This window comes from Pseudomonas sivasensis (assembly GCF_013778505.1).
Taxonomy (GTDB): domain Bacteria; phylum Pseudomonadota; class Gammaproteobacteria; order Pseudomonadales; family Pseudomonadaceae; genus Aquipseudomonas; species Aquipseudomonas sivasensis.
Map to the genome: position 1 here is coordinate 129,012 of NZ_JAAOWU010000016.1, position 22,279 is coordinate 151,290.

Sequence of the window (22,279 nt, forward strand, 5' to 3'; positions counted from 1 at the left end):
TGAAGAGGGAGGTCGCGTTTCAAGCGGAATTTGTTTCGGGTGATGAAGAGTGCCAAGCCTATCAAGAATAGGAATACAGGCAGGAGGGGCATTTTAAGGATTACTGCTACGTAGGGTAGTAGGAATGCCAACGTAACGCCTGTCGCGAGCAACGTGATAGCAAATCGCTTTCTGAGTATTGGGGTTGTGATTTGGTGATTCAAAACAAGGTATAGCGCCACAAAGGCGACAATTTGAACGCAGATAGTCATGGCTTCTGACATTCCATGGCTTCGAGGGGATAGCTGCGACTAATACTTTTGGTGATCGCACCCACAGGGGTGGCAGCGGCGCGCGCTATTGGTTTTGAAAACGGGTGAATTGGCGCACTGAAAAGTCCCGCTAACGCTAGAGCGATAAGGGGCCCGCGTTCATTGAGCAAATCTGCCTGCTGCCGGTTCAGCGGCTTAGCGATTGCGACAGTCATTTTGCAAGGCAAATCACCGGGTAGCATTTTTCCGTAGAGATCCGCCAGCCGATAGCGAACTTCGGTTGCGCGGGTGCCGGCTTCCAAAAGGCAGAGGTTTGCCAGTGTTTGTCGATGGGCGGGTAGAACGCTAAACCGAATCACCGCGAAGGTGATGCCGTAGTGGCCAATGTATTGAGTCCTTTCGATGTTCACAGGTTTCTGCCGGGAAAGTTGAGGCCGCGCTATTTTCATTCAGCGACGGGTAACTTCTGTAGAGGGTTAAGCGGGTGTCTGGAGCAGTTTGGGAAGGAGATGTCGTGACCTGTGGAAATTTCCTACGACTGTTTCAGGTATTTGTGGCTTGGCATCACATTTTCTACAAAAACTCCGCCAGTGGCCTGAATTAAGCGTATGTTTCACCGCAAAATCTTGTAGGGCGATTTCCGCCCACTACTTAAAGGGAGTTAAGCATGGGTTTGCTTCGTGTCGCTTCGGCGATGTCATTGTGTGCGTTGGCTTTTTCCGTCCAGGCCGAACAGTTGCCGATTGAAGTGCTAAGCGCCGTGGTCAAGGATCAGAAAATCGCCGACGCCGAAGTGCTACTGCAACGCAACGGCGCGCAGAATGTGGTGGGTCGCACCAACGCCCAGGGCCAAGTGACGCTGACCAGTGAGGCCGCCGATGACGCGAGCAACCTGCTGATCATCAAGAAGCCCGGCTACTCCAACCTGGTGGTGAAGTGCCCATGCGCGGGCATGACCTACGCCATCAGCCCGGTGATGGAAAACCTCGATGGCCTGCGTGTGGTGCTGACCTGGGGCAAGACCCCGAGTGACCTCGACTCCCACATGATTTTCCCCGGCAATAACATCTATTTCGAGAACCAGAAGGGTACCGACGCCGAGTTGGATGTGGATGACACCGACAGCTACGGCCCGGAAACCATCACCCTGCAGAAAAAGCACTACGGCGAAAGCTACGTCTATGCCGTGCACGACTACAGTAATGGCGGCAACCCAGGCTCGCGCCAGTTGTCCGACAGCGAAGCCAAGGTGTTCGTGTACATGGGCCAATCGCTGGTGCGTACCTACTACGTGCCTAAGAACCGCAGCGGCAACCTGTGGACGGTGTTCCGCATGACCGGCAGCGGCGACTTCCAGGACATCAACACCTTCAGTGGCGTGACAGTGAATGCCGCCAATGTGCTGAACGAAGTCAAACCGCTGCTGGATGACAGCGTCGCGGTCACCGCAGTCACCGTTAGCTCTTCCGTACAGACTGATGCGAAGAAGCTGAACCTGAAAGGTGAAGCGGCTTACCAGGCAGGCAATCTGGATCAGGCGATTGACTACTTCCGTCAGGCCATCGATCTGGATAACAGCTTCGGCAAGGCTTACGGCAACCTCGGCTTGGCGTATCAGAAAGCCGGTAACACTGCCGAGTCGATCTGGGCCAACCGCAAGGCTATCGCCCTTGCCACCGGCGCCAATGCTGCGACCGTGCGTGCAGGTGCCTACTACAACATTGCGCGGATCTACGAAGCGGCTGGGCAGTTCCAGGATGCGCTGCGTCACTACCAGTTGGCCAAGGAACAGAAAGCCAACCCGGTGTATGACACGGCGATTGAGCGGGTGCAGAACCGCTGATTCAGCTGTAGCGCAGTTCTAAAGATGTGGGAGGTGCTTGCTTCCTCCCACATTTGGATCGGTGTGTTTCCGACTGCATCATCAGGTTATTCCCACTTCGGCCCTGGGCCATCTCCCAGCCTGTGTATCATCCTGTCTCTTTTTCCATGCGACCTTTCTCGATCCGCTGAGCTTACTGGGCTACGTTTTTAAGCCACCTTCAGCGGTCAATGGAGTGACAGCCTATGCACGACACCCTCCAGCAGGTCTTTGGTTATCCACAGTTTCGTTTGGGTCAGGAAGAAACGGTCAGCGCCGTTCTGGCCGGTCGTTCGGCGGCTGCAATTTTCCCTACTGGGTCGGGTAAATCCCTGTGTTATCAGCTGTCAGCAGTGTTGCTGCCGCACCTGACGCTGGTGGTCTCGCCACTGTTGGCATTGATGCAGGACCAGTTGGGCTTTTTGCAACGCCATGGCATTTCGGCGGGCAGTATCGATTCGGCCCAGAGTCGTGACGACGCCAATGACGTGATGGCCCGCGCCCGTTCCGGTGAGCTGAAAATCCTGATGATTTCCGTGGAGCGCTTGAAGAACGAGCGTTTTCGCAACTTCCTGCAAAGTGTGCAGATCTCGCTGCTGGTGGTGGACGAGGCGCACTGCATTTCCGAGTGGGGCCATAACTTTCGCCCGGACTACCTGAAGCTGCCGGACTACCAGCGTCAGTTCAAGATCCCACAAGCGCTGCTGCTGACGGCTACAGCCACGCCCAAGGTGATTGCCGATATGCAGGCGAAGTTCGCCATAGCGCCGGGTGATGTGGTGACTACGGGGTTCTATAGGCCGAACCTGAACCTGTTGGTCGAACCGGTCAGCGGCGCGGACAAGCGCCGTCGCCTGGTGCAGTGGATGAGCGAACGGGCCAACCAGCCGAGCATCGTCTACGTCACCCTGCAAAAAACCGCCGAGCATATTGCCGAGCATCTGAACCGCAATGGCATACAGGCCGAGGCGTATCACGCCGGCTTGCCCCACGACAGACGTGAGGGGATCCAGCAGCGCTTCATGGGCGGGCGCTCCAATTGCATTGTCGCCACCATCGCGTTTGGCATGGGCATCGACAAGAGTGACATCCGCAATGTGGTGCATTTTGACCTGCCCAAATCCATCGAGAACTACAGCCAGGAGATAGGCCGCGCCGGGCGTGATGGACAGCCCTCGGACTGCCTGGTGTTGGCCAACCGTGACAGCCTCAATGTGCTGGAAAACTTTGTGTACGGTGACACGCCTGAGCAGGAGGGGATCCGCCGGGTGCTGGAGGATTTGCAGGCGGCGCGCGGTGAAGGGCAGTGGGAGTTTCTACTGAGGTCGCTGTCGGACCACAGCAATATCCGCGAGCTGCCACTCAAGACCCTGCTGGTGCAGTTGGAGCTCAAAGGCGTGATCGCGCCGCGCTACGCGTTTTATGCCGAATACCGGTTCAAATACCTGATTGAGCCCGAAGCGTTACTGGCGCGGTTTTCCGGTGAGCGGCAGCAGTTTGTCGCGGCGATTATTCAAGTGTGCAAGCGTGCGAAGACCTGGGCGACGGTGGATTTCGACGCGCTGTATCAGCAGCACAATGCCGAGCGCAATCGTGCGGTGAAGGCGCTGGATTACTTCCAGGAGCAAGGCCTGATCGAGCTGGAAAGCAAGCAGATGACTGAGGTCTACAGCCTGCTGAATACCGAATTTGATCCACAGGTGTTAAGCGCCGAGTTATACACAGGCTTCAAGCACCACGAGGTGACAGAAGTGGCGCGGATTCACGCCATGCTCGATCTGTTCGCCACCGATCATTGCTTGGGCCAGCGCTTGGCCCATTATTTTGGTGATGAAAAAGCCCCCCATCGCTGCGGACATTGCTCGGTATGTCACGGCCATGTGGCGCACCTGCCATCACCGCCGGGCTTGCCGCCGCTTGTGGATAAAAATTTCATGGAGCTGTGCGGTGATTTTATCCACAGGCATCATGAGCACACGGGCCAACTGCCGGGTGCCGAGCGACTGACGCGCTTTCTCGGGGGGATCAGTGTGCCGTTGTTTACCAAGCTGAAGGCGCGGGGCATTCCCGGTTTTGCTGCGCTGGAAGACTATCCCTATGCCGAAGTACGCAGTTGGGCCGAAGTCCATTTGAATGACCTGTAAACCCACTTTCACCAGAGGTACCCATGCCTGATTCAGTGCCACAGCGTGCCGATTACCCTCACTTCCAGCCGATCATCACGCGCTGGCACGACAATGATGTGTACGGTCACGTGAATAACGTCACCTACTACAGCTTTTTCGACACGGCGGTGAATACCTACCTGATCGAGCAGGGCGGGCTGGATATTCATGGCGGCGAAGTGGTGGGGTTTGTGGTGAGTTCGGCGTGCGATTACTTCGCGTCGATTGCCTTTCCCGAGCGTATCGATATTGGCTTGCGAGTGGGCAAGTTAGGCAATAGCTCAGTGCAGTATGAGTTGGCGGTGTTCAAGACAGGCGAAGAGGACGCCTGCGCGGTGGGGCGCTTTGTGCATGTGTTTGTGGATCGGGGGTCGAACCAGCCGGTGACCATTCCGGGAGTGTTGCGCGAGGCGCTGCAGCGGTTGGTGGTCTGACGGCAAAAACCAATGTGAGAGGGTGCAAGCTTGCTCTCACATTGGTTTTGCGGCGTTTTTTAGAGATTACCGGTGACGGTAGTGATGCTTGTTCTTGCGATGTCCATAGGCATGGCCGCGGCCGCGATGGTCATCACGGTCATAGCGACGGTTGTCGCGCCCACGATCACGACGATCATCGTCATCGCTCTTGTTGCCCATGTAGTTGCCCAGTGCACCGCCCGCGCCACCGCCTGCAGCCGAGCCGATCAGTGCACCTGTGCTACCGCCGACACTGCGGCCTACGACGTTGCCGCCGGCTGCGCCCAGGGCGCCGCCAATAGCGGCTTCGCCACGGCTGCGCTTGTCAGCGCCGACCGCACTACCACCTGCGCCACCGAGGGCCGCGCCGATGGTCGAACCGGTGTTGCCGCCCAACTGCTGGCCGACGACAGAACCTAGAACCCCGCCCAATGCGCCGCCTACACCGGCTTCGGTGGTGCCACCGGCCATGGCTGCGCCACTGACCAGGCCAAGGGACAACAAGAGAATCGAGGAGAACTTCATTCGGGAAACCTCAAGAGGATGACGGCGCGATCCTGAGGCTGTATTGACATTGTGACAATAGAATTCCGACCAGTAACACGAGTTGTACACAATCCTCTAAGTTACTGTTTTTAATCGGGAACTTAAGTGGTTTTTGAGAGTCTTTAACTACTTCGGAACGGCCGCTTTTATGCAAAAGCGGCCTTTTTTGTGTCCGAAATGATCAGTCAGGCTGTCCGGGCCATGATCAGGCCATTATCGCTTGCGGCTTCCAAGCGGATCGCCACGAACTTCGATGTTGGCGTATGGCTGCCATCCCCGGTGCTTTCCAGCGGCACCAGCGGGTTCACTTCCGGATAGTAAGCGGCTGCCTGCCCCGCCGGGATATCAAACGCCAGCAACGTGAAGCCCTTCACACGACGCTCACGGCCATCTTCCCACAGCGACACGATGTCAGCCTTCTGCCCCGGCTTGAAGCCCAGGCGGATGATGTCGGCTTCGTTGACGAACAGTACGTCACGCTGGCCTTTCACGCCGCGATAGCGGTCATCCAGGCCATAAATGGTGGTGTTGTACTGATCGTGGGAGCGCATCGACTGCATGATCAGATCCGGTACCCGGCCAGTGGCGTGGGTGCGTTCGTGGATCAAGTCTTTGGGCAGGATGTTCGGGCGGAAGTTGGCGCGACCCGAAGGCGTGTTCCAACGGCGCGCGCCGGCGGAGTTGCCTAAGTAGAAGCCACCTGGTTTTTTGATCTTGTCGTTGAAGTCCTTGAAGCCTGGAATGGTATCGGCAATCAGGTCGCGGATACGGCTGTAGTCGGCCACCAGCCAGTTCCAGTCGACCGGCTTGCTGCCCAGCGTCGCGGCGGCGATGCCGGCCAAGATTGCTGGCTCGGACTTCATCAGCTTCGACAGGGGTTGCAGTTGGCCATTGGAGCCGTGAACCATGCTGAACGAGTCTTCCACCGTGACCGCCTGCGGGCCGTCTGCCTGGATGTCGATGTCGGTACGGCCCAAACACGGGAGGATCAGCGCGTCCTTGCCGTGCATCAGGTGGCTGCGATTGAGCTTGGTGCTGATCTGCACGGTCAGGTCGCAATTACGCAGTGCTTCGAAGGTGCGCGGGCTGTCCGGGGTAGCTTGGGCGAAGTTGCCGCCCAGGCCGATAAATACTTTGGAGCGGCCTTCAAGCATCGCGTGGATCGCTTCCACCACGTTGTGCCCGTTGGTACGCGGCACCTGGAACTGGAAGCGACGCTCCAGGGCGTCGAGGAACGCCACCGGTGGGCGTTCGTTAATGCCCATGGTGCGGTCGCCCTGCACGTTGCTGTGGCCGCGCACCGGGCACAAACCGGCGCCTGGGCGGCCGATGTTGCCGCGCAGCAGCATCAGGTTGGCGATTTCCTGGATGGTCGGTACCGAGTGGCGGTGCTGGGTGATGCCCATCGCCCAGCACATGATTACGTTTTTGCCTTTGGCGTACATGCGTGCCGCTTGCTCGATCTCCACCAGCGGCAGGCCGGACTGCGCGACGATTTCATCCCACGAGGTGTCGTCGATCTGGCCCAGGTAATCGAGCACGTTGGCTGTGTGTTCGTTGAGGAAGTCGTGGTCAAACACGGCTTCCTTGCCTTCGGCCTGCGCCTGGCGTTCCCACAGCAGCAGGAACTTGGCCATGCCGCGCAGGATAGCCATGTCGCCACCCAGCGCTGGGCGAAAGTAGGCGGTATTGGTCGGCTTGTCGCCGTTGGTGAGCATTTCCAGCGGGTGTTGCGGGTGCTGAAAACGTTCCAGGCCGCGCTCTTTCAGCGGGTTGATACACACCACTTGGGCGCCGCGTTTAACCGCTTCACGCAGCGGTTCGAGCATGCGCGGGTGGTTGGTGCCGGGGTTTTGGCCCCAGACGAAAATCGCATCGGCATGTTCGAAGTCATCAAAGGTCACGGTGCCTTTGCCGACGCCCACGCTTTGCGCCAAGGCCACGCCGCTGGCCTCGTGGCACATGTTCGAGCAATCCGGAAAGTTGTTGGTGCCGTAGGCGCGCACGAACAGCTGGTACAGGTACGCCGCCTCGTTGCTGGCCCGGCCCGAGGTGTAGAACTCGGCCATATCCGGGCTTGGCAGTGCGTTGAGGTGCTGGCCGATGAGGTCGAAGGCTGCTTCCCAGCTGACGGGTGTGTAGCGGTCGGTTTCGGCGTCGTAGCGCATCGGCTCGGTCAGGCGGCCCTGGTATTCGAGCCAGTAATCGCTCTGTTCCAGCAGCGCAGTGACGCTGTGTTTGGCGAAGAATGCAGCGTCTACACGACGTTTGGTGGCTTCCCAGTTGACCGCCTTGGCGCCGTTTTCGCAGAACTTGACCATGCCGCTTTCCGGCGAGTCGCCCCAGGCGCAGCCCGGGCAGTCAAAGCCGCCGTTCTGGTTGGTCTTGAGCATCATGCGCAGGTTTTTCAGCGCGTTGTCGCTGGTCAACCACGCCTGTGCCACGCTGATCAGCGCGCCCCAGCCGCCCGCCGGGCCTTTGTAAGGCTTGTAGCGCGGGGTTGGGGTTTGGTCGGCTTGATGATGATTGCTCACGGCTGGTTCTCCATCGCAGGGCTGTAGACCCGCGGCGCACTTTTCTGCGGCAGGTGGATGAGATTGAGGTTGTGCCGGCGGGCCCATTGCAGGGCTAGGCCGGTGGGCGACGACAGGCTGACGAGGGTCTGGATGCCTGCGCGCAAAACTTTCTGGATCAATTCGAGGCTGCAACGACTAGTGACAATCGCCAGGCCGCCATCGGTCGGGATCTTTTGGCGGATCAACGCACCGATCAATTTATCGAGCGCGTTGTGCCGGCCAATGTCCTCGCGGCCCATCAACAGTTCGCCTTGGCTGTTCATGAACACCGCCGCATGCACCGCGCCGCTGCATTGGCCCAGAGGCTGAAAGGCGCTGATGCGCTGGCGCAGACCATCAAGCCATTCGGCGGGTGGCAGTGGTGCGCCGGGCAGTACCTTAAGGTCCGGCAAGGCTTGTTCCACCGCTTCTACACCGCACAAACCACAACCGCTGGTGCCCGCCAACTGGCGACGTTGCTGCTTGAGATTCCAGAACGCGCGGCTGGAAATCTGCACCTGAGCGTACTGGGTCGAGCCTGATCCACTGAGTTTGAGATCATAAATTTCGTTAACGTCGGCGATAATGCCGCTGCCGATGCTGAAACCGACAATAAAGTCTTCCAGGTCCGTCGGCGTGACCAACATGACTGCCTGGCTGATGTCGTTATAGGCGATCGCCAACGCCACTTCTTCCGCCAACGCAGTGCTGGCGACCTCTGTGTGTTCGAGATTGCAGTATTGGTAGCTCTGGCTGGCGGCGGGCGCGGGCGTTTCAGAGGCGGGCGCCGCGCAGACTGGGCGCTTGGCGTTCATGGGGCAGTACCACCGGCGGATTGGTCAGTGTTTAGACTAGGCGCGACAAAGCGTCGCGTCTAATTGCCAGTACTGATCTACCGATAGATGACGTCGATCAAGACGCGTTTTGCGATTTCTGAAACAGCGCGAAACATGCCTCTGCCAGCGCGGAGCGCGGTGCGCTGCGACGCATGATCAGCCCCAGGCGCGCAAGGGTGTGGGCATCCTCGATAGGTTGCAGGCGCAGGTGTTCGGTGAGCGCATCCAGGCCACCGTCCAGGGGCATGACCGCGCAACACAGCCCGCCGTGTACCGCCTGTAGCAACTGATGGACGGCATCGGTTTGCAGCAGCGGTTGGGGATTGAGTCCACGGCTGTGGAAGTTGTGGTCGATGGACTGGCGAAAATGCATGCCACTGGTGAGCATGCCCAGGGGCAGTTCGGTCAGGGCCTCCCAGCTCAACGGCTTGTCGCCAAAGCTGAAAAACCGCTGGTCGTAGAGCAGGCCCATGCGCGTTTCGCCCAAGGCCAGTGAGTCAAAGCGTTCATTATCCAAACGCTCAAGATAGGAGACGCCCAGGTCCAGTCGATTACTCGCAAGTTGTTCAAGGATCTGTTCGGAGCTCAAGGCCGAGAGCTCGAAGCGCAGGCTCGGGTGTTCTTTATGCAGTTGTTGCATCAACGCCAACGGATCAAAGCTCGACAGCGGCACCACGCCCAAACGCAACGTACCCACCAGGTTGCCGCGACAGGCAGCAGCTTCAGCCTGCAAGCCGTCATACGCCGCCAGCACTGTTCGGGCCCACGCCAGCACCCGTTCACCGGGTGCGGTGAAGCCTTCGAAGCGCTGGCCGCGATTGACCAGGGGCAAGTCCAACTCTTCTTCGAGGCTGCGCAGGCGCATCGACAGGGTGGGCTGGGTAATGTGGCAACGTGCCGCTGCCTGGCCGAAGTGCCGGGTTTCGTCGAGGGCGATCAGGAATTTCAGCTGTTTGATGTCCATCTTCGCTCCAGGGCTTATTCCAATGGCGGGGGGATTCTAGCGCGTTTGGGTCTTTGGCCGGGCTGGAACCCAAATCTGTAGGACTGGTCTAGTCTTTGGCATCTGGAAATCAACTACCAAGGAGCGCGTACGATGAGTCTTTTTAGCTTTGTTAAGGAAGCAGGCGAGAAGTTGGCCAAGCTGTTGACCCCGGGCAACGCCAACGCAAGCGATGATCTGAAAAAGCACATTGAAGAAGTCGGGCTGGGTAATCCCGATGTTCACGCGACTGTGGAGGGTGACAAGGTCACGCTTACTGGAACCGTTGCCAGTCAGGAAGAGAAAGAAAAAATCATTCTGGCGGCGGGCAATATTGCCGGTGTGGCCAGTGTGGATGACCAGATCACCGTATCCGGCCCGGCAGTTGCCGCAGCCCGTTTCGTGGTGGTGAAAAAGGGCGACACCCTTAGCGCAATATCCTTGGCGGTCTACGGCAACGCCAATCAGTACAACAAAATCTTCGAAGCTAACAAACCGCAGTTGTCGAACCCGGACAAGATTTACCCAGGGCAGACGCTGCGTATTCCTGAGTAATACACGGGCGAAAATATGGGAGGGGGCTTGCCCCCTGATAACGGAGTGTCAGTCAAAGCTTCCTTGACTGACACACTGCTATCGGGGGCAAGCCCCCTCCCACATTTGGTCAGAGCCCGACAATGAGATCCCGGTAGTCACCGACTGCTGCAAACTCGCCCGTGTCCTTCGGCCCTTTTTTGCTGTCCGGCTCTTTCACCGCCAGCAAATGGCCCACGCCAAACGTCTGGGCGCTGCGCAGGATCGGCAAGGTGTCGTCGATAAACAGGCTGCGCGAGGGATCAAACTGAATGTCGGCCTGCAAGGCATCCCAGAACTGCGGATCTTCCTTTGCGAAACCGTAGTCGTGGGAGCTGATCAATCGCTCGAAATACGGCGCCAGTTCAATGCGTTCCAATTTCAACGACAGCGAATCACGATGGGCGTTGGTGATCAGAATCACGCGCTTGCCGGCCTGTTTGATCGCCGCGAGAAAGGTATCCGCATCCGGGCGCAGGGCAATCAGGTGAGCGGTTTCCAGCTTGAGTTCACGCACTGGGATCTTCAGTTCTGTGCTCCAAAAATCCAGGCAATACCATTGCAACTGTCCGGCGTTACGCTCGAACAGAGGCTGCAACTCCATCTCGGCCATGGCCCGGCTCACCCCGTGCAGCTCGGCGTAGCGCTGGGGCAGGTGCTCCATCCAGAAGTGGTTGTCGTAATGCAGGTCGAGCAGGGTGCCGTCCATGTCCAGCAGGACAGTGTCGATGGCGTGCCAGGGCAAAGAGGGCATGGTGCGGTCTCATGTAAGTAAAGATATCCGACACAGACAATCGGAAAAGCCACGGTATAGTAACCCGATCACGCCAAGGAGCCGCTCATGCGCCAGAAACCCACCGTCCTCGCCCGCGAAATAGTCGCCAGTAGCCGTTTGTTCCGCGTGGAGGAAGTGCAGTTGCGCTTTTCCAATGGCGTTGAACGGACCTACGAGCGCCTGGTGGGGCGTGGTGCCGGCTATGGCGCGGTGATGATCGTGGCGATGATCGATGAAGAGCATGCCTTGCTGGTGGAAGAGTACTGCGGCGGTATCGACGAATATGAGTTGTCCTTGCCCAAAGGCCTGATCGAACCGGGTGAAGACGTACTTGCTGCCGCCGATCGTGAGCTCAAGGAAGAAGCCGGTTACGGCGCGCGACAGTTGGAACACATTACCGAGCTGTCGCTGTCGCCCGGTTATATGAGCCAGAAAATCCAAGTGGTATTGGCCACTGACCTGTATGAAGAAAGCCTTGAAGGCGATGAGCCCGAGCCGATGCGCGTGGATCGGGTCAATCTGCGCGAGCTGTCACAGTTAGCGCAAAACGAGCAATTCAGTGAGGGTCGCGCTTTGGCGGCGTTGTACCTGGTACGAGATCTGTTGATCCAGCGTGGAGCGTTTACCGCATGAGCGAACTGTTTTTAGGCCACCCGTTTATCGCCCCTGTAATCGAGCTGGCTCGCCAGGCGGGTGAAGTCATCCTGCCGTACTGGCGCGCCGATGTGGCGGTGACTTCAAAGGCCGACGATTCGCCGGTGACGGCAGCAGACCTGGCCGCCCACCACCTGATTCTCGCTGGCCTCACCGCGCTGGACCCGAGCATCCCCGTGCTGTCCGAAGAAGACGCTGATATCGACCAGAGCGTGCGCGCAGGCTGGACGCGTTGGTGGTTGGTGGACCCGCTGGACGGCACCAAGGAATTCATCGCCGGCAGTGAAGAGTTCACCGTCAATATCGCCCTGATTGAACACGGCCGCGTGGTGTTCGGTGTGGTGTCGATGCCCACCAGTGGCCGTTGCTACTTTGGCGGCGCAGGTTTAGGCGCGTGGCGATCCGATGTGAACGAAGCGCCCAGGCAGATCCAGGTGCGCAAGGCACCGGCGGCGGGTGAGGCATTCACGGTGGTTGCCAGCCGTCGGCATACCAGCCCCGAGCAGGAGCGTTTGCTGGACGGGTTGAGCGCAGGCGTGGGTGAGTTGAAGTTGGCGAATATCGGCAGCTCGTTGAAGTTCTGCCTGTTGGCCGAGGGCAGCGCCGACTGCTATCCACGCTTGGCGCCGACTTCGCAATGGGATACGGCTGCGGCACAAGGCGTGCTCGAAGGTGCGGGGGGCGAGGTGCTGGAGTTGAGTGGTGAGCCGTTCAGCTACCCGGCGCGGGAATCGTTGTTGAACCCGTTTTTTCTGGCGTTGCCGGCGAAGGCTGCGTGGCGTGAGCGGTTGCTGACCTTGGCAAGATCTTAAAACCACCGCAGATCAAAATGTGGGAGGGGGCTTGCCCCCGATAGCGGTGTATCAGTCAAAACAGCAGTGACTGAACTACCGCCATCGGGAGCAAGCCCCCTCCCACATTTGTTTTGTGTATTGGCTTCTAGCGGTGCAGGACGTATTGGCCAGTGAAGGCTACCGCTCTTTCGTCACTGCCCTCATTCACGATCCACGTGTCCAACGCCAACCGCGCCCGGCCATAGCGCTTGTAGGTCGCGATAAAGCGCTTCCATACCTTTTCCTCCGGCGCCGCGCATATCGCGGTCGCGTCTTGCGTCACCGGCAGCGGATAACTGATCTGCCCTTCCTGAATCACGATATGCCCGTCTCCAATCCCTTCCTCACGCAGTTGCAGGTGCAGCCAGCCCCAACCCGCCAGTACCGCGCCGCAGTAGAGGCTGCCGCCGAACATGGTGCTCTTGTGGTTGATATTGGCCTGCAGGGGCAGGTGCAGCCGCAGTTGCCTGTCTTGCCAGTCGAGCACCTTGAGGCCCATTTCCCGGGTCAGGGGGATGTCGTGGTGCAGGACGGATTCCAGGTAACGGCTGTCGCGGCTCATGGGGACCTCTTGGTGGGTGGGCAGGGTCATTCGTCGTCGGCGCTTTGGTTGGCGAAGTTCAGGCCATGCTTGCGCAGTTTGTCGTGCAAGGTCTTGCGCGGTACTCCGAGGGCTTCGGCGAGGCTGCGCATGGAGCTGTGGGGACGGGTCAGTTCGGCAGCGATCAGGCTTTTCTCGAACTGCTCGACTTGCTCGCTCAAGCCACCCGGTGTGGAGGTCAGTACGCTGCTGGCGGGGTTGTCCGGCGTGCTGTCCAGTGCCAGTTCCAGGCCCAGTGCAAAGCGCTCGGCGGCGTTCTGCAATTCCCGCACATTGCCCGGCCAGCTATGACGCAACAACAAGGCCCGCTGGCCCGGCTGCAGCTCATGCAACGTCAGGCCATGGCGGCTGCTGGCTTCGTCGGCGAAGTGCTGGAAGAGCATCAATGCATCTTCACCGCGCTCGCGCAGCGGCGGAATGCGCAGCGGCGCGACGTTGAGACGGTAATACAAGTCGGCGCGGAAACGGCCCTGGTCGGCGGCCTGGCGCAGGTCCTCCTTGGTGGCAGCGATAATGCGGATATCCAGCGGGATCAGTTGATTGCCGCCCAGGCGTTCCACCACGCGCTCCTGCAACAGGCGCAACAGTTTGACCTGCACATCCAGGCTCATGCTTTCGATTTCGTCGAGGAACAAGGTGCCGCCGTTGGCAAACTCGAACTTGCCGATGCGGCGTTTCTGCGCCCCGGTAAAGGCTCCGGGCTCATGACCGAACAGTTCGCTTTCCACTACGGATTCCGCCAGGGCACCGGCGTTGATCGCGACGAACGGGCCGCTGCGTCGGTTCGACAGGTCATGCAGTGCACGGGCCACGACTTCTTTGCCGGCGCCGGTTTCACCGAGGATCAGCACGTCGGCCTTGGTCGCCGCCAACGCGCCGATCTGCTCGCGCAGTCGCAGCATTTGCGGTGAGTGCCCAACGAGTCGCGTGCTCAGTTGCTGGCGGTCGCTGAGGGCCAGGCGCAGGCTGCGGTTATCCAACACCAGCCGGCGCAAGGCCAGGGCGCGGCGCACGCTGTCCAGCAGCGAGTCGCTGGCGAAGGGTTTTTCGAGGAAGTCATAGGCACCCGCGCGCATCGCCTGCACCGCCAACGGCACGTCGCCGTGGCCGGTGATCAGCAGCACCGGCAGGTCTGGATCCTGGCCGTGCAGTTCGGCCAGCAGCTCCAGGCCGTCCATGCCGGGCATGCGGATGTCGCTGACCACTACGCCCGGCCAATCCCGCGACAGGCGCGCGGTGAGGCCGGTGGCTTCGCCCAGGGTCAGGACTTTCAGCCCGGCCAGGTCCAGGGTCTGGCACAGGGCCTGACGCAGGTGTGGATCGTCGTCGATCAACACCACCTGAATCTGGTTATCGATACTCATACACTGCGGTCCTCAGACGGTTGCAGACTGACGCCCGGCGAGCCGGCACGCAATTTCAGGGTTAACAGCGCGCCACCTTCCTTGTGGTTAGCGAACGACAGTTCGCCGCCAAAGGCACGCATCAAGGTGTCACAGATCGCCAGGCCCAATCCCAGGCCTTGGGTGCGGGTCTTGGTGGTGTAGAACGGTTCGCTGGCGCGGCCCAACGCCTCCATGCAAAACCCAGGGCCATTGTCACGAATGTACAGGTTGACGCCTTGGGCGGTGGTTTCGGCACTCAGCCACAGTTTACGCGGCGGGCCTTTTTCGGTGAGGGCGTCCAGGGCGTTGGCCAGCAAGTTGCCCAGCACTTGGCGCAGCCGTGTTTCGCCGGCCTGTACCCACAGGGTCGCTTCCGGCAAATCGCGGATCAGCTCCACCTCCATTGACCGCCGACGTTTAGCCAGCAGCGCCAGCGCGTCGTCCAGCGCCGGTTGCAGGGCCACGCTCTCCGGCGCATGCCGGTCGCGCCGGGCGAAGGCGCGCAGGTGGGCGATGATCGAAGCCATGCGTCCGGTCAGTTCGCTGATCAACTTAAGGTTGCCCCGCGCATCGGCGGTGCGTTCATGGTCCAGCAGGATCTCGGCGTTTTCCGCATAGCTGCGAATTGCGGCCAGGGGCTGATTGAGTTCGTGGCTGATACTCGCCGACATGGTGCCCAGCGCCGAGAGCTTGCCCGCTTGCACCAAATCATCCTGGGCGCGCACCAGTTCCTGCTGGGCATGTTCGCGTTCCAGTACTTCTTGTTTGAGGCGGCGGTTCAAGCCTTCCAGGTCGCTGGTCCGCTCGATCACACGGGCTTCCAGTTCGCGACGCGCCTTGGCTTCAAAAGCGATGCGCTCCAGGTAATGCCGGCGTCGTTGCATCATCAAACCGAGCAGCAACATCAGCACCAGAAGCGTGGCCCCACCCACGGCGACCACCGTGCGCACCGGGCGGCTGATCAATGATTGGGGCGCGAGGATTTCGACGTTCCAGCCGGTCTCGGCGATGGCAGTGGATTGGCGCAACCATGCGGTGTTGCTCAGGCTCAGCGGCTGTGGATCACGGGTCGGGTAGGGCTGGATTGCAGTGATCGCCTGTCGTTCTTCAGCGGTCAGCGGCCGAGTGGCGCGGAAACGCCATTGCGGGCGTGAGGTGAGGATCACCACGCCGTTGTGGTCAGTCACCAGCAGTTGTTCAGGCGTGTTGCCCCACAGGCTTTCGGTATGGTCCAGGTCGACCTTGACCACCAGCACGCCGATGATCTTGTCGCCCTCGCGCACGGCGGCGGCGAAGAAATAACCGCGTTTGGCCGACGTAGTACCCAGGCCGAAAAACCGCCCGAGGCGCCCGGCCATGGCTTCGCTGAAGTACGGGCGGAACGAGAAATTGCGCCCGACAAAGCTGTCCTGTTTATCCCAGTTCGAGGCGGCGAGGGTCTTGCCGGTGGTGTCCATCAGGTACATCACTTCAACCCCGGCCTGGGCGGCGACGTCCTTGAGCAGCAGGTTGGCGTTGATCTGATGGGAGCTTACATTCGGCGCATCCAGCACGGTGCGCAGCGCGGGCAAGTCGCCGAGGATCTGCGGCAGCACTTCATAGCGGTGCAGGGTGCCCAACAGGTTGGCGACGTAGAGGTCGAGGGTCTGGCGATTCTGCCCGGCCAGTTCGCTGCGGTAATAGCGCTCGGCCAAGTGCTCCAGCGGCCACAGCAGCGGTGCCAGGCACAATGCCAGCAGGGCGAGGCTGCGCCAGCGGGGTCTTCGCGGAAGGGATGGAGTCATGGGAGTCGTGCGCCTATGGGGACAGGCGCATTATGCCTAGTGCTGCTGTGCAAGACACTCGCGCAATGCGTCTTGCCAGTGTGGCTGGCTGACGTGCCACTGTTGCTGCAAGCGGCTGCAATCGAGGCGTGAGTTCAAGGGGCGCTTGGCGGGCGTCGGGTAGGCGCTGGATGGGATCGCCTCCAGTTCGGCACAGGCTTTGCCATCGGCGTGCAGGTGCTCGCCAATCGCCTGAGCGAAGCCGAACCACGATGTTTCACCTTGGGCGGTGAGGTGATAAATACCCCATTTTCCCGCCTCGCCGGCCAGCCAGCGCTCGATCAGTGCGCGGGTGCTGCCGGCAATGGTCCCGGCCCATGTTGGCGCGCCGATCTGGTCAGCCACGATGCGCATCTGCGGTTTCTCTTGCAGCAGGCGTTGCATGGTCAGCAGGAAATTCTTGCCCTGGTTGGAGTAGACCCAACTGGTACGCAGGATCAGGTATTGACCGCCCGCCGCCGCAATGGCCTGCTCGCCCGCCAGCTTACTCTGGCCGTAGACGCTCAACGGGTTCGGCGTGTCGGCTTCGGTGTAGGGCGCAGGCTTGCTGCCGTCGAACACATAGTCGGTGGAGTAGTGAATCAGTGGAATCCCCAGGGCCTTGGCTTCCTGCGCAAGGATGCCGGGGGCGATGGCGTTGATGGCGAATGCGGCGTCTGGTTCGCTTTCGGCTTGGTCGACTGCGGTGTGGGCGGCGGCGTTGATGATCAGGTCGGGGCGATGGGCGCGGATCTGCTCGCGGATCTGGTCCGGTTTGGCCAGGTCGAGCTGGTTGCTGCCGAGCACCATCAATTCGCCCAGCCCCTGAAGGTGCGCTTGCAGTGCCTGGGAGACTTGGCCATGTTGGCCGGTAATCAGGATCTTCATGGGAACAGATCGGCGTCCATCAGCAGTTTGCCCGCCTGGTCCTTGGCGGACAGTTGCGGCGGCTCGTTCAGCTCCCAGTCGATAGCCAGCGTCGGGTCATTCCACAGGATGCTGCGTTCGGCGCTCGGCTGGTAGTAGTCGGTGGTCTTGTACAGGAACTCGGCGTAGTCGCTCAGCACCACAAACCCATGGGCAAACCCTTCCGGTACCCACAACTGGCGACGGTTCTGTGCCGACAGACGTACGCCCACCCATTGGCCGAAGTTCGGCGAACTGCGGCGAATGTCTACGGCGACATCGAGCACTTCGCCAGCGGTGACACGCACGAGTTTGCCTTGGGTGTGCTCCAGTTGGTAATGCAGGCCTCGCAGCACATTTTTTTGTGAGCGCGAGTGGTTGTCCTGGACGAACTCGCGCCTGAGCCCGGTAGCCTCTGCAAAGGCTCGGGCGTTGAAGCTTTCGTAGAAAAAGCCGCGTTCGTCACCGAACACTTTTGGTTCGAGGATCAATACACCGGGAAGTGAGGTGTCGATGATATTCACTGGTTGTCTCCCGCCAGGGAATACAGGTACTGGCCATAACCGGTCTTGCCGAAGTATTTGGCGCGCTCCAACAAATGGTCGCGGTCGATCCAGCCGTTGCCGTAGGCAATTTCTTCAAGGCACGCCACTTTGAGACCTTGGCGACGCTCGATGGTCTGCACGTACTGCGACGCGTCCAGCAAACTGTCGTGGGTGCCGGTATCCAGCCAGGCGAAACCTCGACCGAAGCGCTCCACCTGCAAGTCGCCGCGCTTGAGATAAGCGTTGTTGACGTCGGTGATTTCCAGTTCGCCACGGGCGGAGGGTTTGACCGCCTTGGCGATGCTGACCACGTCGTTGTCGTAAAAATACAGGCCGGTGACGGCATAGCTGGATTTCGGTACAGCGGGTTTTTCTTCGATGGACAGGGCGCGGCCTTCGCTGTCGAAGTCGATCACACCGAAGCGCTCCGGGTCTTTAACCCAATAGCCAAACACCGTGGCACCTTTGCCGCGATTGACCGCCGCATGCAACTGCTCGCTGAAACGCTGGCCGTGGAAAATGTTGTCGCCCAGGATCAGGCACACGGGGTTGTTGCCGATGAACTGCTCGCCAATCAGGAAGGCTTGCGCCAGCCCGTCCGGCTTCGGTTGTTCGGCGTAGCTGAACGTCACGCCAAACTGGCTACCGTCACCCAGCAGGTTGCGGTATTGCGGTAAGTCTGCCGGCGTGGAAATCACAAGAATTTCTTTGATGCCTGCCAGCATCAGTACCGAGATCGGGTAGTAAATCATCGGCTTGTCGTAGACCGGCAGCAGTTGTTTGGAGACACCCAGGGTGATGGGGTGCAAGCGTGTGCCGGAGCCACCGGCCAATACGATTCCTTTCATGCAATCAGATCCCTCGTGTCGGTATTGCCCAATCGTTCACCTTGATAACTCCCATCCTGAACCCTGCGGCACCATTCCAGGTTATCGAGGTACCACTGCACGGTTTTGCGCAGCCCGGTTTCAAAGGTTTCTTCGGGTACCCAGCCCAGTTCGCGTTCGATTTTGCTGGCGTCGATCGCGTAGCGTTGGTCGTGGCCGGGACGGTCTTTCACGAACGTGATCAGGTCGGCGTATTTCTCCACACCGTGCGGAGGGTGGGGTGCTAATTCCTCCAGCAGGCTGCAGATGCTGCGCACAACATCGATGTTCTTCTGCTCGTTGTGGCCGCCGATGTTGTAGGTCTCGCCGACTACGCCGTGCGTCACGACGGTGAGCAACGCTCGGGCGTGGTCCTCGACAAACAGCCAGTCGCGCACTTGCAAGCCATCACCATAGACCGGCAAAGGCTTGCCCGCGAGAGCGTTGAGGATCACCAGCGGAATCAACTTTTCAGGAAAGTGGAAGGGGCCGTAGTTGTTGGAGCAATTGGTCAGCAACACGGGCAGGCCGTAGGTGCGTTGCCAGGCGCGGACCAAGTGGTCGGACGCGGCTTTGCTGGCAGAGTAGGGCGAGCTGGGCGCGTAGGGCGTGGTTTCGGTGAACAGATCGTCCACGCCGTGTAGGTCGCCGTAGACCTCGTCGGTGGAAATATGGTGGAAGCGAAACGCGCTCTTTTCTGGCCCGGAAAGGGTTTGCCAGTAGCCGCGGGCGGCTTCCAGCAGGCTGTAGGTGCCGACGATATTGGTCTGGATAAAATCCGACGGGCCGTCAATCGAACGGTCGACGTGGGATTCGGCGGCCAGATGCATGATCGCTTGAGGCTCGAAGCGCGCGAGCACTGCGCTGACGGTGGCTTGGTCGATGATATCGGCCTGTACGAACTCATAGCGGCTATTGGCCGCGATACTGGTCAGCGATTCCAGATTGCCGGCGTAGGTGAGTTTGTCCAGGTTGAGCACTTCGTGCTCGGTGTGCTGAATCAGATGACGTATCAAAGCAGAACCGATAAAACCGGCGCCACCGGTAATGAGAATGCGCATGACTGGGGCCCTTTTCCTTAGGCGGACGTTTAGCGAATGGAGCATAGCTTGTGTTGTGGCGCTGGTCAGGACCGTGTGCATGTGGGGGTTGCGCAAGCCCCCTGAACAATGGCGATATACACGTCTAAAAAACGGCCTTTCTGGCACGTTGCAGTCATTGGGCAGCCAGCAAGACCTCAATTACAAAGTCGACAGCTCCCGCGGCCGGTTTGTTCTGAAAATCTGCCGGGGCGACTACGCCGCTGTGGAGTTGCATGCCCAGCTCGCAGCCCTCAACACACTGCAGGGCGTGCGCGTACCCAAGGTCATCAGGGCGCTGAGCAGGTTTACGGGTTGGTTCGCGCTCAGGGCGGCGTCTGCATCGCCGATGAAGTGCAGGTGGGCTATGGCCGCATGGGGCATTTTTTCTGGGGCTTTGAAGAGCAGGGCGTGGTACCTGACATCATCACCATGGCCAAGGGCATGGGCAACGGCCAGCCGTTGGGTGCAGTGATTACCCGGCGGGAGATCGCCGAGGCACTGGAGGCTGAAGGGTATTTCTTCTCGTCGTCGGGGGGCAGCCCGGTGAGTTGCCGCATCGGCATGGCAGTATTGGACGTGATGGAGGAAGAAAAACTGTGGGAAAACGCCAAAGTTTGTCGGAGGGCATTTCAAGACGCGGTTGGAAGCACTGATTGATCGCCATCCCTTGGTGGGCGCCGTTCACGGTTCCGGTTTTTATCTTGGCCTGGAGTTGGTTCGCGATCGACAAACCCTGGAACCGGCGACCGAAGAGACCACGTTGCTATGTGACCGCCTGCGCGCGTTGGGATTTTCATGCGACCTAACGGTGAACTACCTGAACATCCTCAAGATCAAGCCGCCGATGGTTACGTCTAAACGCAGCGTGGATTTTTTCGTCGACATGTTGTCGAAGGTACTCGATGAGCAACTGTAATTAATCGATTGTTATCGGCTATTACCTGTCATATTTATCGATCATGCTTTTTGATCGCTTTTAAAGCCGATTTTTATCCGTTATAAAGTCGGCCTTTTCCCCCATTCGGAGTCCTGATCGCCATGACCACCCTGCACAGCACCCCCCGCGCCGATGGCTTCCATATGCCCGCCGAATGGGCACCACAGACGCAAACCTGGATGGTCTGGCCCGAGCGCCCGGACAACTGGCGTCTGGGGGGTAAACCGGCGCAGGCGGCTCATGTGGCAGTGGCCAAGGCCATCGCGCGTTTTGAGCCGGTGACCGTGGCGGTTTCTGCCGGCCAGTACGAAAACGCCCGCGCTCGTTTGGACGTGCCGAATATTCGTGTGGTGGAAATGTCCAGCGATGACGCCTGGGTACGCGACACTGGCCCGACGTTCGTGATCAACAACACCGGCGAAGTGCGCGGCGTGAACTGGGATTTCAACGCCTGGGGTGGTTTTGATGGCGGCCTCTACTCGCCGTGGAATCGCGACTCGCAGGTGGGCGGCAAGATCCTCGAAATCGAGCGAGCACCGCGTTATCGCACCGAAGGTTTTGTGCTGGAAGGCGGTTCGATCCATGTCGATGGCGAAGGCACCCTGATCACTACTGAAGAATGCCTGCTCAACCGCAATCGCAACCCGCACCTTGACCGTGCTGAGATCGAAGCGGTGCTCAGCGCCAACTTGGCTGTGGATAAGATCATCTGGCTGCCGGACGGTCTGTTCAACGACGAAACCGACGGCCATGTGGATAACTTCTGCTGCTACGTGCGCCCAGGTGAAGTGTTGTTGGCGTGGACCGACGATGCGCAAGACCCGAACTACGCCCGCTGCCACGCGGCGATGGACGTGCTGCAAAGCAGCACCGACGCTCAGGGCCGCCCATTCACAGTGCACAAAATGCCGATCCCAGGGCCGTTGTATGCCACTGAAGAAGAATGCGCAGGTGTTGACCCGGTGGACGGCACCCAGGAACGTAATCCGACCGTGCGGTTAGCCGGTTCCTACGTCAACTTCCTGATCGTCAACGGCGGCATCATCGCGCCAAGCTTCGACGACCCGCTGGACAACGAAGCCAAGGCCATCCTGCAGAACCTGTTCCCGCAACACGAAGTGGTGATGGTGCCGGGCCGTGAACTGTTACTGGGTGGCGGTAATATCCACTGTCTGACCCAGCAGCAGCCCGCCCCGCACAAAAACTGAGTGCAGTTGTAACAGCGCCTTTCCGGCGGCCGGGTGCTACTCGGTTTCAGCGTCTGCAGCAAGCCCGCGGCCCAGTAAGGCCGCGGGCTTTTTTGTGCCCATAAGCCCGCAAGCACGCGACATTGGCATAGCTCTTGTATCGGTGTTGCCTCAGTGGCCCAAGGTGATAACTGCACAGTTCTGTCATAAACCTTGAGTAAGTTAGCCGCTCAAGCAGTAGGAGAGAGCGCTGAAATGAACGCCGATATCAACCCGATCTACACGCGCACCTTCCACCCTTTACGGGTTAACAACGATACGATCCATGCGCTGGGGCACTGGTTGAAGGAACACGGCGCGCGGCAGGTCCGGCGGCAATCGGATCTGCGCAGCGTGATGAGTGAACGCTACCCGGTAGGGTTGTTCAGTGATGATGAAGTGCACGCGTTGTGTGACCTGCTCAAAAACTGAACAACACGGCC

21 protein-coding genes and 1 pseudogene are annotated in these 22,279 nt (G+C 59.6%); 9 read left to right on the top strand and 13 right to left on the bottom strand.

All coding sequences use genetic code 11. The features are described 5' to 3' along the window. Window positions 1-247 precede the first annotated feature (247 nt). The gene (locus G9Q84_RS22950) at window positions 248-661 is read right to left on the bottom strand and encodes a hypothetical protein (RefSeq protein ID WP_181644146.1); all 414 of its coding nucleotides are present in this window, start codon (window positions 659-661) and stop codon (window positions 248-250) included. 257 nt (window positions 662-918) lie between these two features. Here G9Q84_RS22950 and G9Q84_RS22955 point away from each other — a divergent pair, with 257 nt between their 5' ends. The 3 genes from G9Q84_RS22955 (at window position 919) to G9Q84_RS22965 (ending at window position 4,711) form a co-directional block, all read left to right on the top strand. Then, the gene (locus G9Q84_RS22955; RefSeq protein WP_122682156.1) at window positions 919-2,094 is read left to right on the top strand and encodes a tetratricopeptide repeat protein; all 1,176 of its coding nucleotides are present in this window, start codon (window positions 919-921) and stop codon (window positions 2,092-2,094) included. 224 nt (window positions 2,095-2,318) lie between these two features. Further along, window positions 2,319-4,256: a RecQ family ATP-dependent DNA helicase gene (locus G9Q84_RS22960; RefSeq protein ID WP_181644147.1), complete on the top strand. Its 1,938-nt coding sequence runs from the start codon at window positions 2,319-2,321 to the stop codon at window positions 4,254-4,256. Window positions 4,257-4,279: 23 nt separating this feature from the next. Next, window positions 4,280-4,711 (top strand): acyl-CoA thioesterase, encoded by a 432-nt coding sequence (locus tag G9Q84_RS22965; RefSeq protein WP_181644148.1) that lies wholly within the window; start codon window positions 4,280-4,282, stop codon window positions 4,709-4,711. Window positions 4,712-4,777: 66 nt separating this feature from the next. Here the strand turns inward: G9Q84_RS22965 and G9Q84_RS22970 are convergent, their stop codons facing one another. From G9Q84_RS22970 to G9Q84_RS22985, 4 genes are all read right to left on the bottom strand, one after another. Next, window positions 4,778-5,257, bottom strand: a complete 480-nt coding sequence (locus G9Q84_RS22970) for a glycine zipper domain-containing protein (RefSeq protein WP_032884954.1) — start codon at window positions 5,255-5,257, stop codon at window positions 4,778-4,780. A 206-nt stretch (window positions 5,258-5,463) separates the two neighbouring features. Continuing rightward, window positions 5,464-7,812, bottom strand: a complete 2,349-nt coding sequence (locus G9Q84_RS22975) for an FdhF/YdeP family oxidoreductase (RefSeq protein WP_181644149.1) — start codon at window positions 7,810-7,812, stop codon at window positions 5,464-5,466. Next, the gene (gene fdhD / locus G9Q84_RS22980; RefSeq protein ID WP_181644150.1) at window positions 7,809-8,648 is read right to left on the bottom strand and encodes a formate dehydrogenase accessory sulfurtransferase FdhD; all 840 of its coding nucleotides are present in this window, start codon (window positions 8,646-8,648) and stop codon (window positions 7,809-7,811) included. The genes G9Q84_RS22975 and fdhD overlap by 4 nt, the downstream gene beginning before the upstream one ends. A 97-nt stretch (window positions 8,649-8,745) precedes the next feature. Beyond that, window positions 8,746-9,633: a LysR family transcriptional regulator gene (locus G9Q84_RS22985; RefSeq protein WP_032884960.1), complete on the bottom strand. Its 888-nt coding sequence runs from the start codon at window positions 9,631-9,633 to the stop codon at window positions 8,746-8,748. 132 nt (window positions 9,634-9,765) lie between these two features. Here G9Q84_RS22985 and lysM point away from each other — a divergent pair, with 132 nt between their 5' ends. Further along, window positions 9,766-10,206, top strand: coding sequence for a peptidoglycan-binding protein LysM (gene lysM / locus G9Q84_RS22990; RefSeq protein ID WP_095186282.1), 441 nt, complete (start codon window positions 9,766-9,768; stop codon window positions 10,204-10,206). Window positions 10,207-10,315: 109 nt separating this feature from the next. Here the strand turns inward: lysM and yrfG are convergent, their stop codons facing one another. Further along, window positions 10,316-10,978 carry a GMP/IMP nucleotidase gene (gene yrfG, locus G9Q84_RS22995; RefSeq protein ID WP_181644151.1) on the bottom strand — a complete coding sequence of 221 codons (663 nt, stop codon included), beginning with the start codon at window positions 10,976-10,978 and terminating at the stop codon, window positions 10,316-10,318. An 87-nt stretch (window positions 10,979-11,065) separates the two neighbouring features. On the opposite strand from yrfG, the gene nudE reads away from it, so the two are divergent. Both nudE and cysQ read left to right on the top strand, forming a co-directional pair. Further along, window positions 11,066-11,632: an ADP compounds hydrolase NudE gene (gene nudE / locus G9Q84_RS23000; protein WP_032884966.1), complete on the top strand. Its 567-nt coding sequence runs from the start codon at window positions 11,066-11,068 to the stop codon at window positions 11,630-11,632. Next, entirely contained in the window at window positions 11,629-12,465 is an 837-nt protein-coding gene (cysQ, locus tag G9Q84_RS23005) for a 3'(2'),5'-bisphosphate nucleotidase CysQ (RefSeq protein ID WP_032884967.1), read from the top strand. Before nudE ends, cysQ begins: the two co-directional genes overlap by 4 nt. 127 nt (window positions 12,466-12,592) lie before the next feature. Here the strand turns inward: cysQ and G9Q84_RS23010 are convergent, their stop codons facing one another. From G9Q84_RS23010 to rfbB, 7 genes are read right to left on the bottom strand one after another with little or no spacing between them, the layout of a single operon-like run. Beyond that, entirely contained in the window at window positions 12,593-13,048 is a 456-nt protein-coding gene (locus G9Q84_RS23010) for a YiiD C-terminal domain-containing protein (RefSeq protein ID WP_181644152.1), read from the bottom strand. 26 nt (window positions 13,049-13,074) lie between these two features. Continuing rightward, window positions 13,075-14,451 (bottom strand): sigma-54-dependent transcriptional regulator, encoded by a 1,377-nt coding sequence (locus G9Q84_RS23015; protein ID WP_032884969.1) that lies wholly within the window; start codon window positions 14,449-14,451, stop codon window positions 13,075-13,077. Next, window positions 14,448-16,256, bottom strand: a complete 1,809-nt coding sequence (locus tag G9Q84_RS23020; protein ID WP_032884970.1) for a sensor histidine kinase — start codon at window positions 16,254-16,256, stop codon at window positions 14,448-14,450. Before G9Q84_RS23020 ends, G9Q84_RS23015 begins: the two co-directional genes overlap by 4 nt. A gap of 36 nt (window positions 16,257-16,292) precedes the next feature. Beyond that, window positions 16,293-17,162, bottom strand: coding sequence for a dTDP-4-dehydrorhamnose reductase (gene rfbD, locus G9Q84_RS23025; protein ID WP_181644153.1), 870 nt, complete (start codon window positions 17,160-17,162; stop codon window positions 16,293-16,295). Continuing rightward, the gene (gene rfbC, locus G9Q84_RS23030) at window positions 17,159-17,704 is read right to left on the bottom strand and encodes a dTDP-4-dehydrorhamnose 3,5-epimerase (RefSeq protein WP_032884972.1); all 546 of its coding nucleotides are present in this window, start codon (window positions 17,702-17,704) and stop codon (window positions 17,159-17,161) included. Before rfbC ends, rfbD begins: the two co-directional genes overlap by 4 nt. Continuing rightward, a complete protein-coding gene (rfbA, locus tag G9Q84_RS23035) occupies window positions 17,701-18,573 on the bottom strand; it encodes a glucose-1-phosphate thymidylyltransferase RfbA (protein ID WP_032884973.1) in 873 nt (290 codons plus the stop codon). The genes rfbC and rfbA overlap by 4 nt, the downstream gene beginning before the upstream one ends. Continuing rightward, complete coding sequence (gene rfbB / locus G9Q84_RS23040) at window positions 18,570-19,652, bottom strand: dTDP-glucose 4,6-dehydratase (protein ID WP_181644154.1); 1,083 nt, start codon at window positions 19,650-19,652, stop codon at window positions 18,570-18,572. The genes rfbA and rfbB overlap by 4 nt, the downstream gene beginning before the upstream one ends. Before the next feature lie 318 nt (window positions 19,653-19,970). On the opposite strand from rfbB, the pseudogene G9Q84_RS23045 reads away from it, so the two are divergent. The 3 genes and pseudogenes from G9Q84_RS23045 to G9Q84_RS23055 form a co-directional block, all read left to right on the top strand. After that, window positions 19,971-20,589 (top strand): annotated as a pseudogene (locus G9Q84_RS23045) (aminotransferase class III-fold pyridoxal phosphate-dependent enzyme); the annotation flags it as partial. Window positions 20,590-20,711: 122 nt separating this feature from the next. After that, the gene (aguA, locus tag G9Q84_RS23050; protein ID WP_181640196.1) at window positions 20,712-21,818 is read left to right on the top strand and encodes an agmatine deiminase; all 1,107 of its coding nucleotides are present in this window, start codon (window positions 20,712-20,714) and stop codon (window positions 21,816-21,818) included. Between the two features lie 234 nt (window positions 21,819-22,052). Beyond that, entirely contained in the window at window positions 22,053-22,268 is a 216-nt protein-coding gene (locus tag G9Q84_RS23055; protein ID WP_032884982.1) for a hypothetical protein, read from the top strand. The last annotated feature ends 11 nt before the right edge of the window (window positions 22,269-22,279 follow it).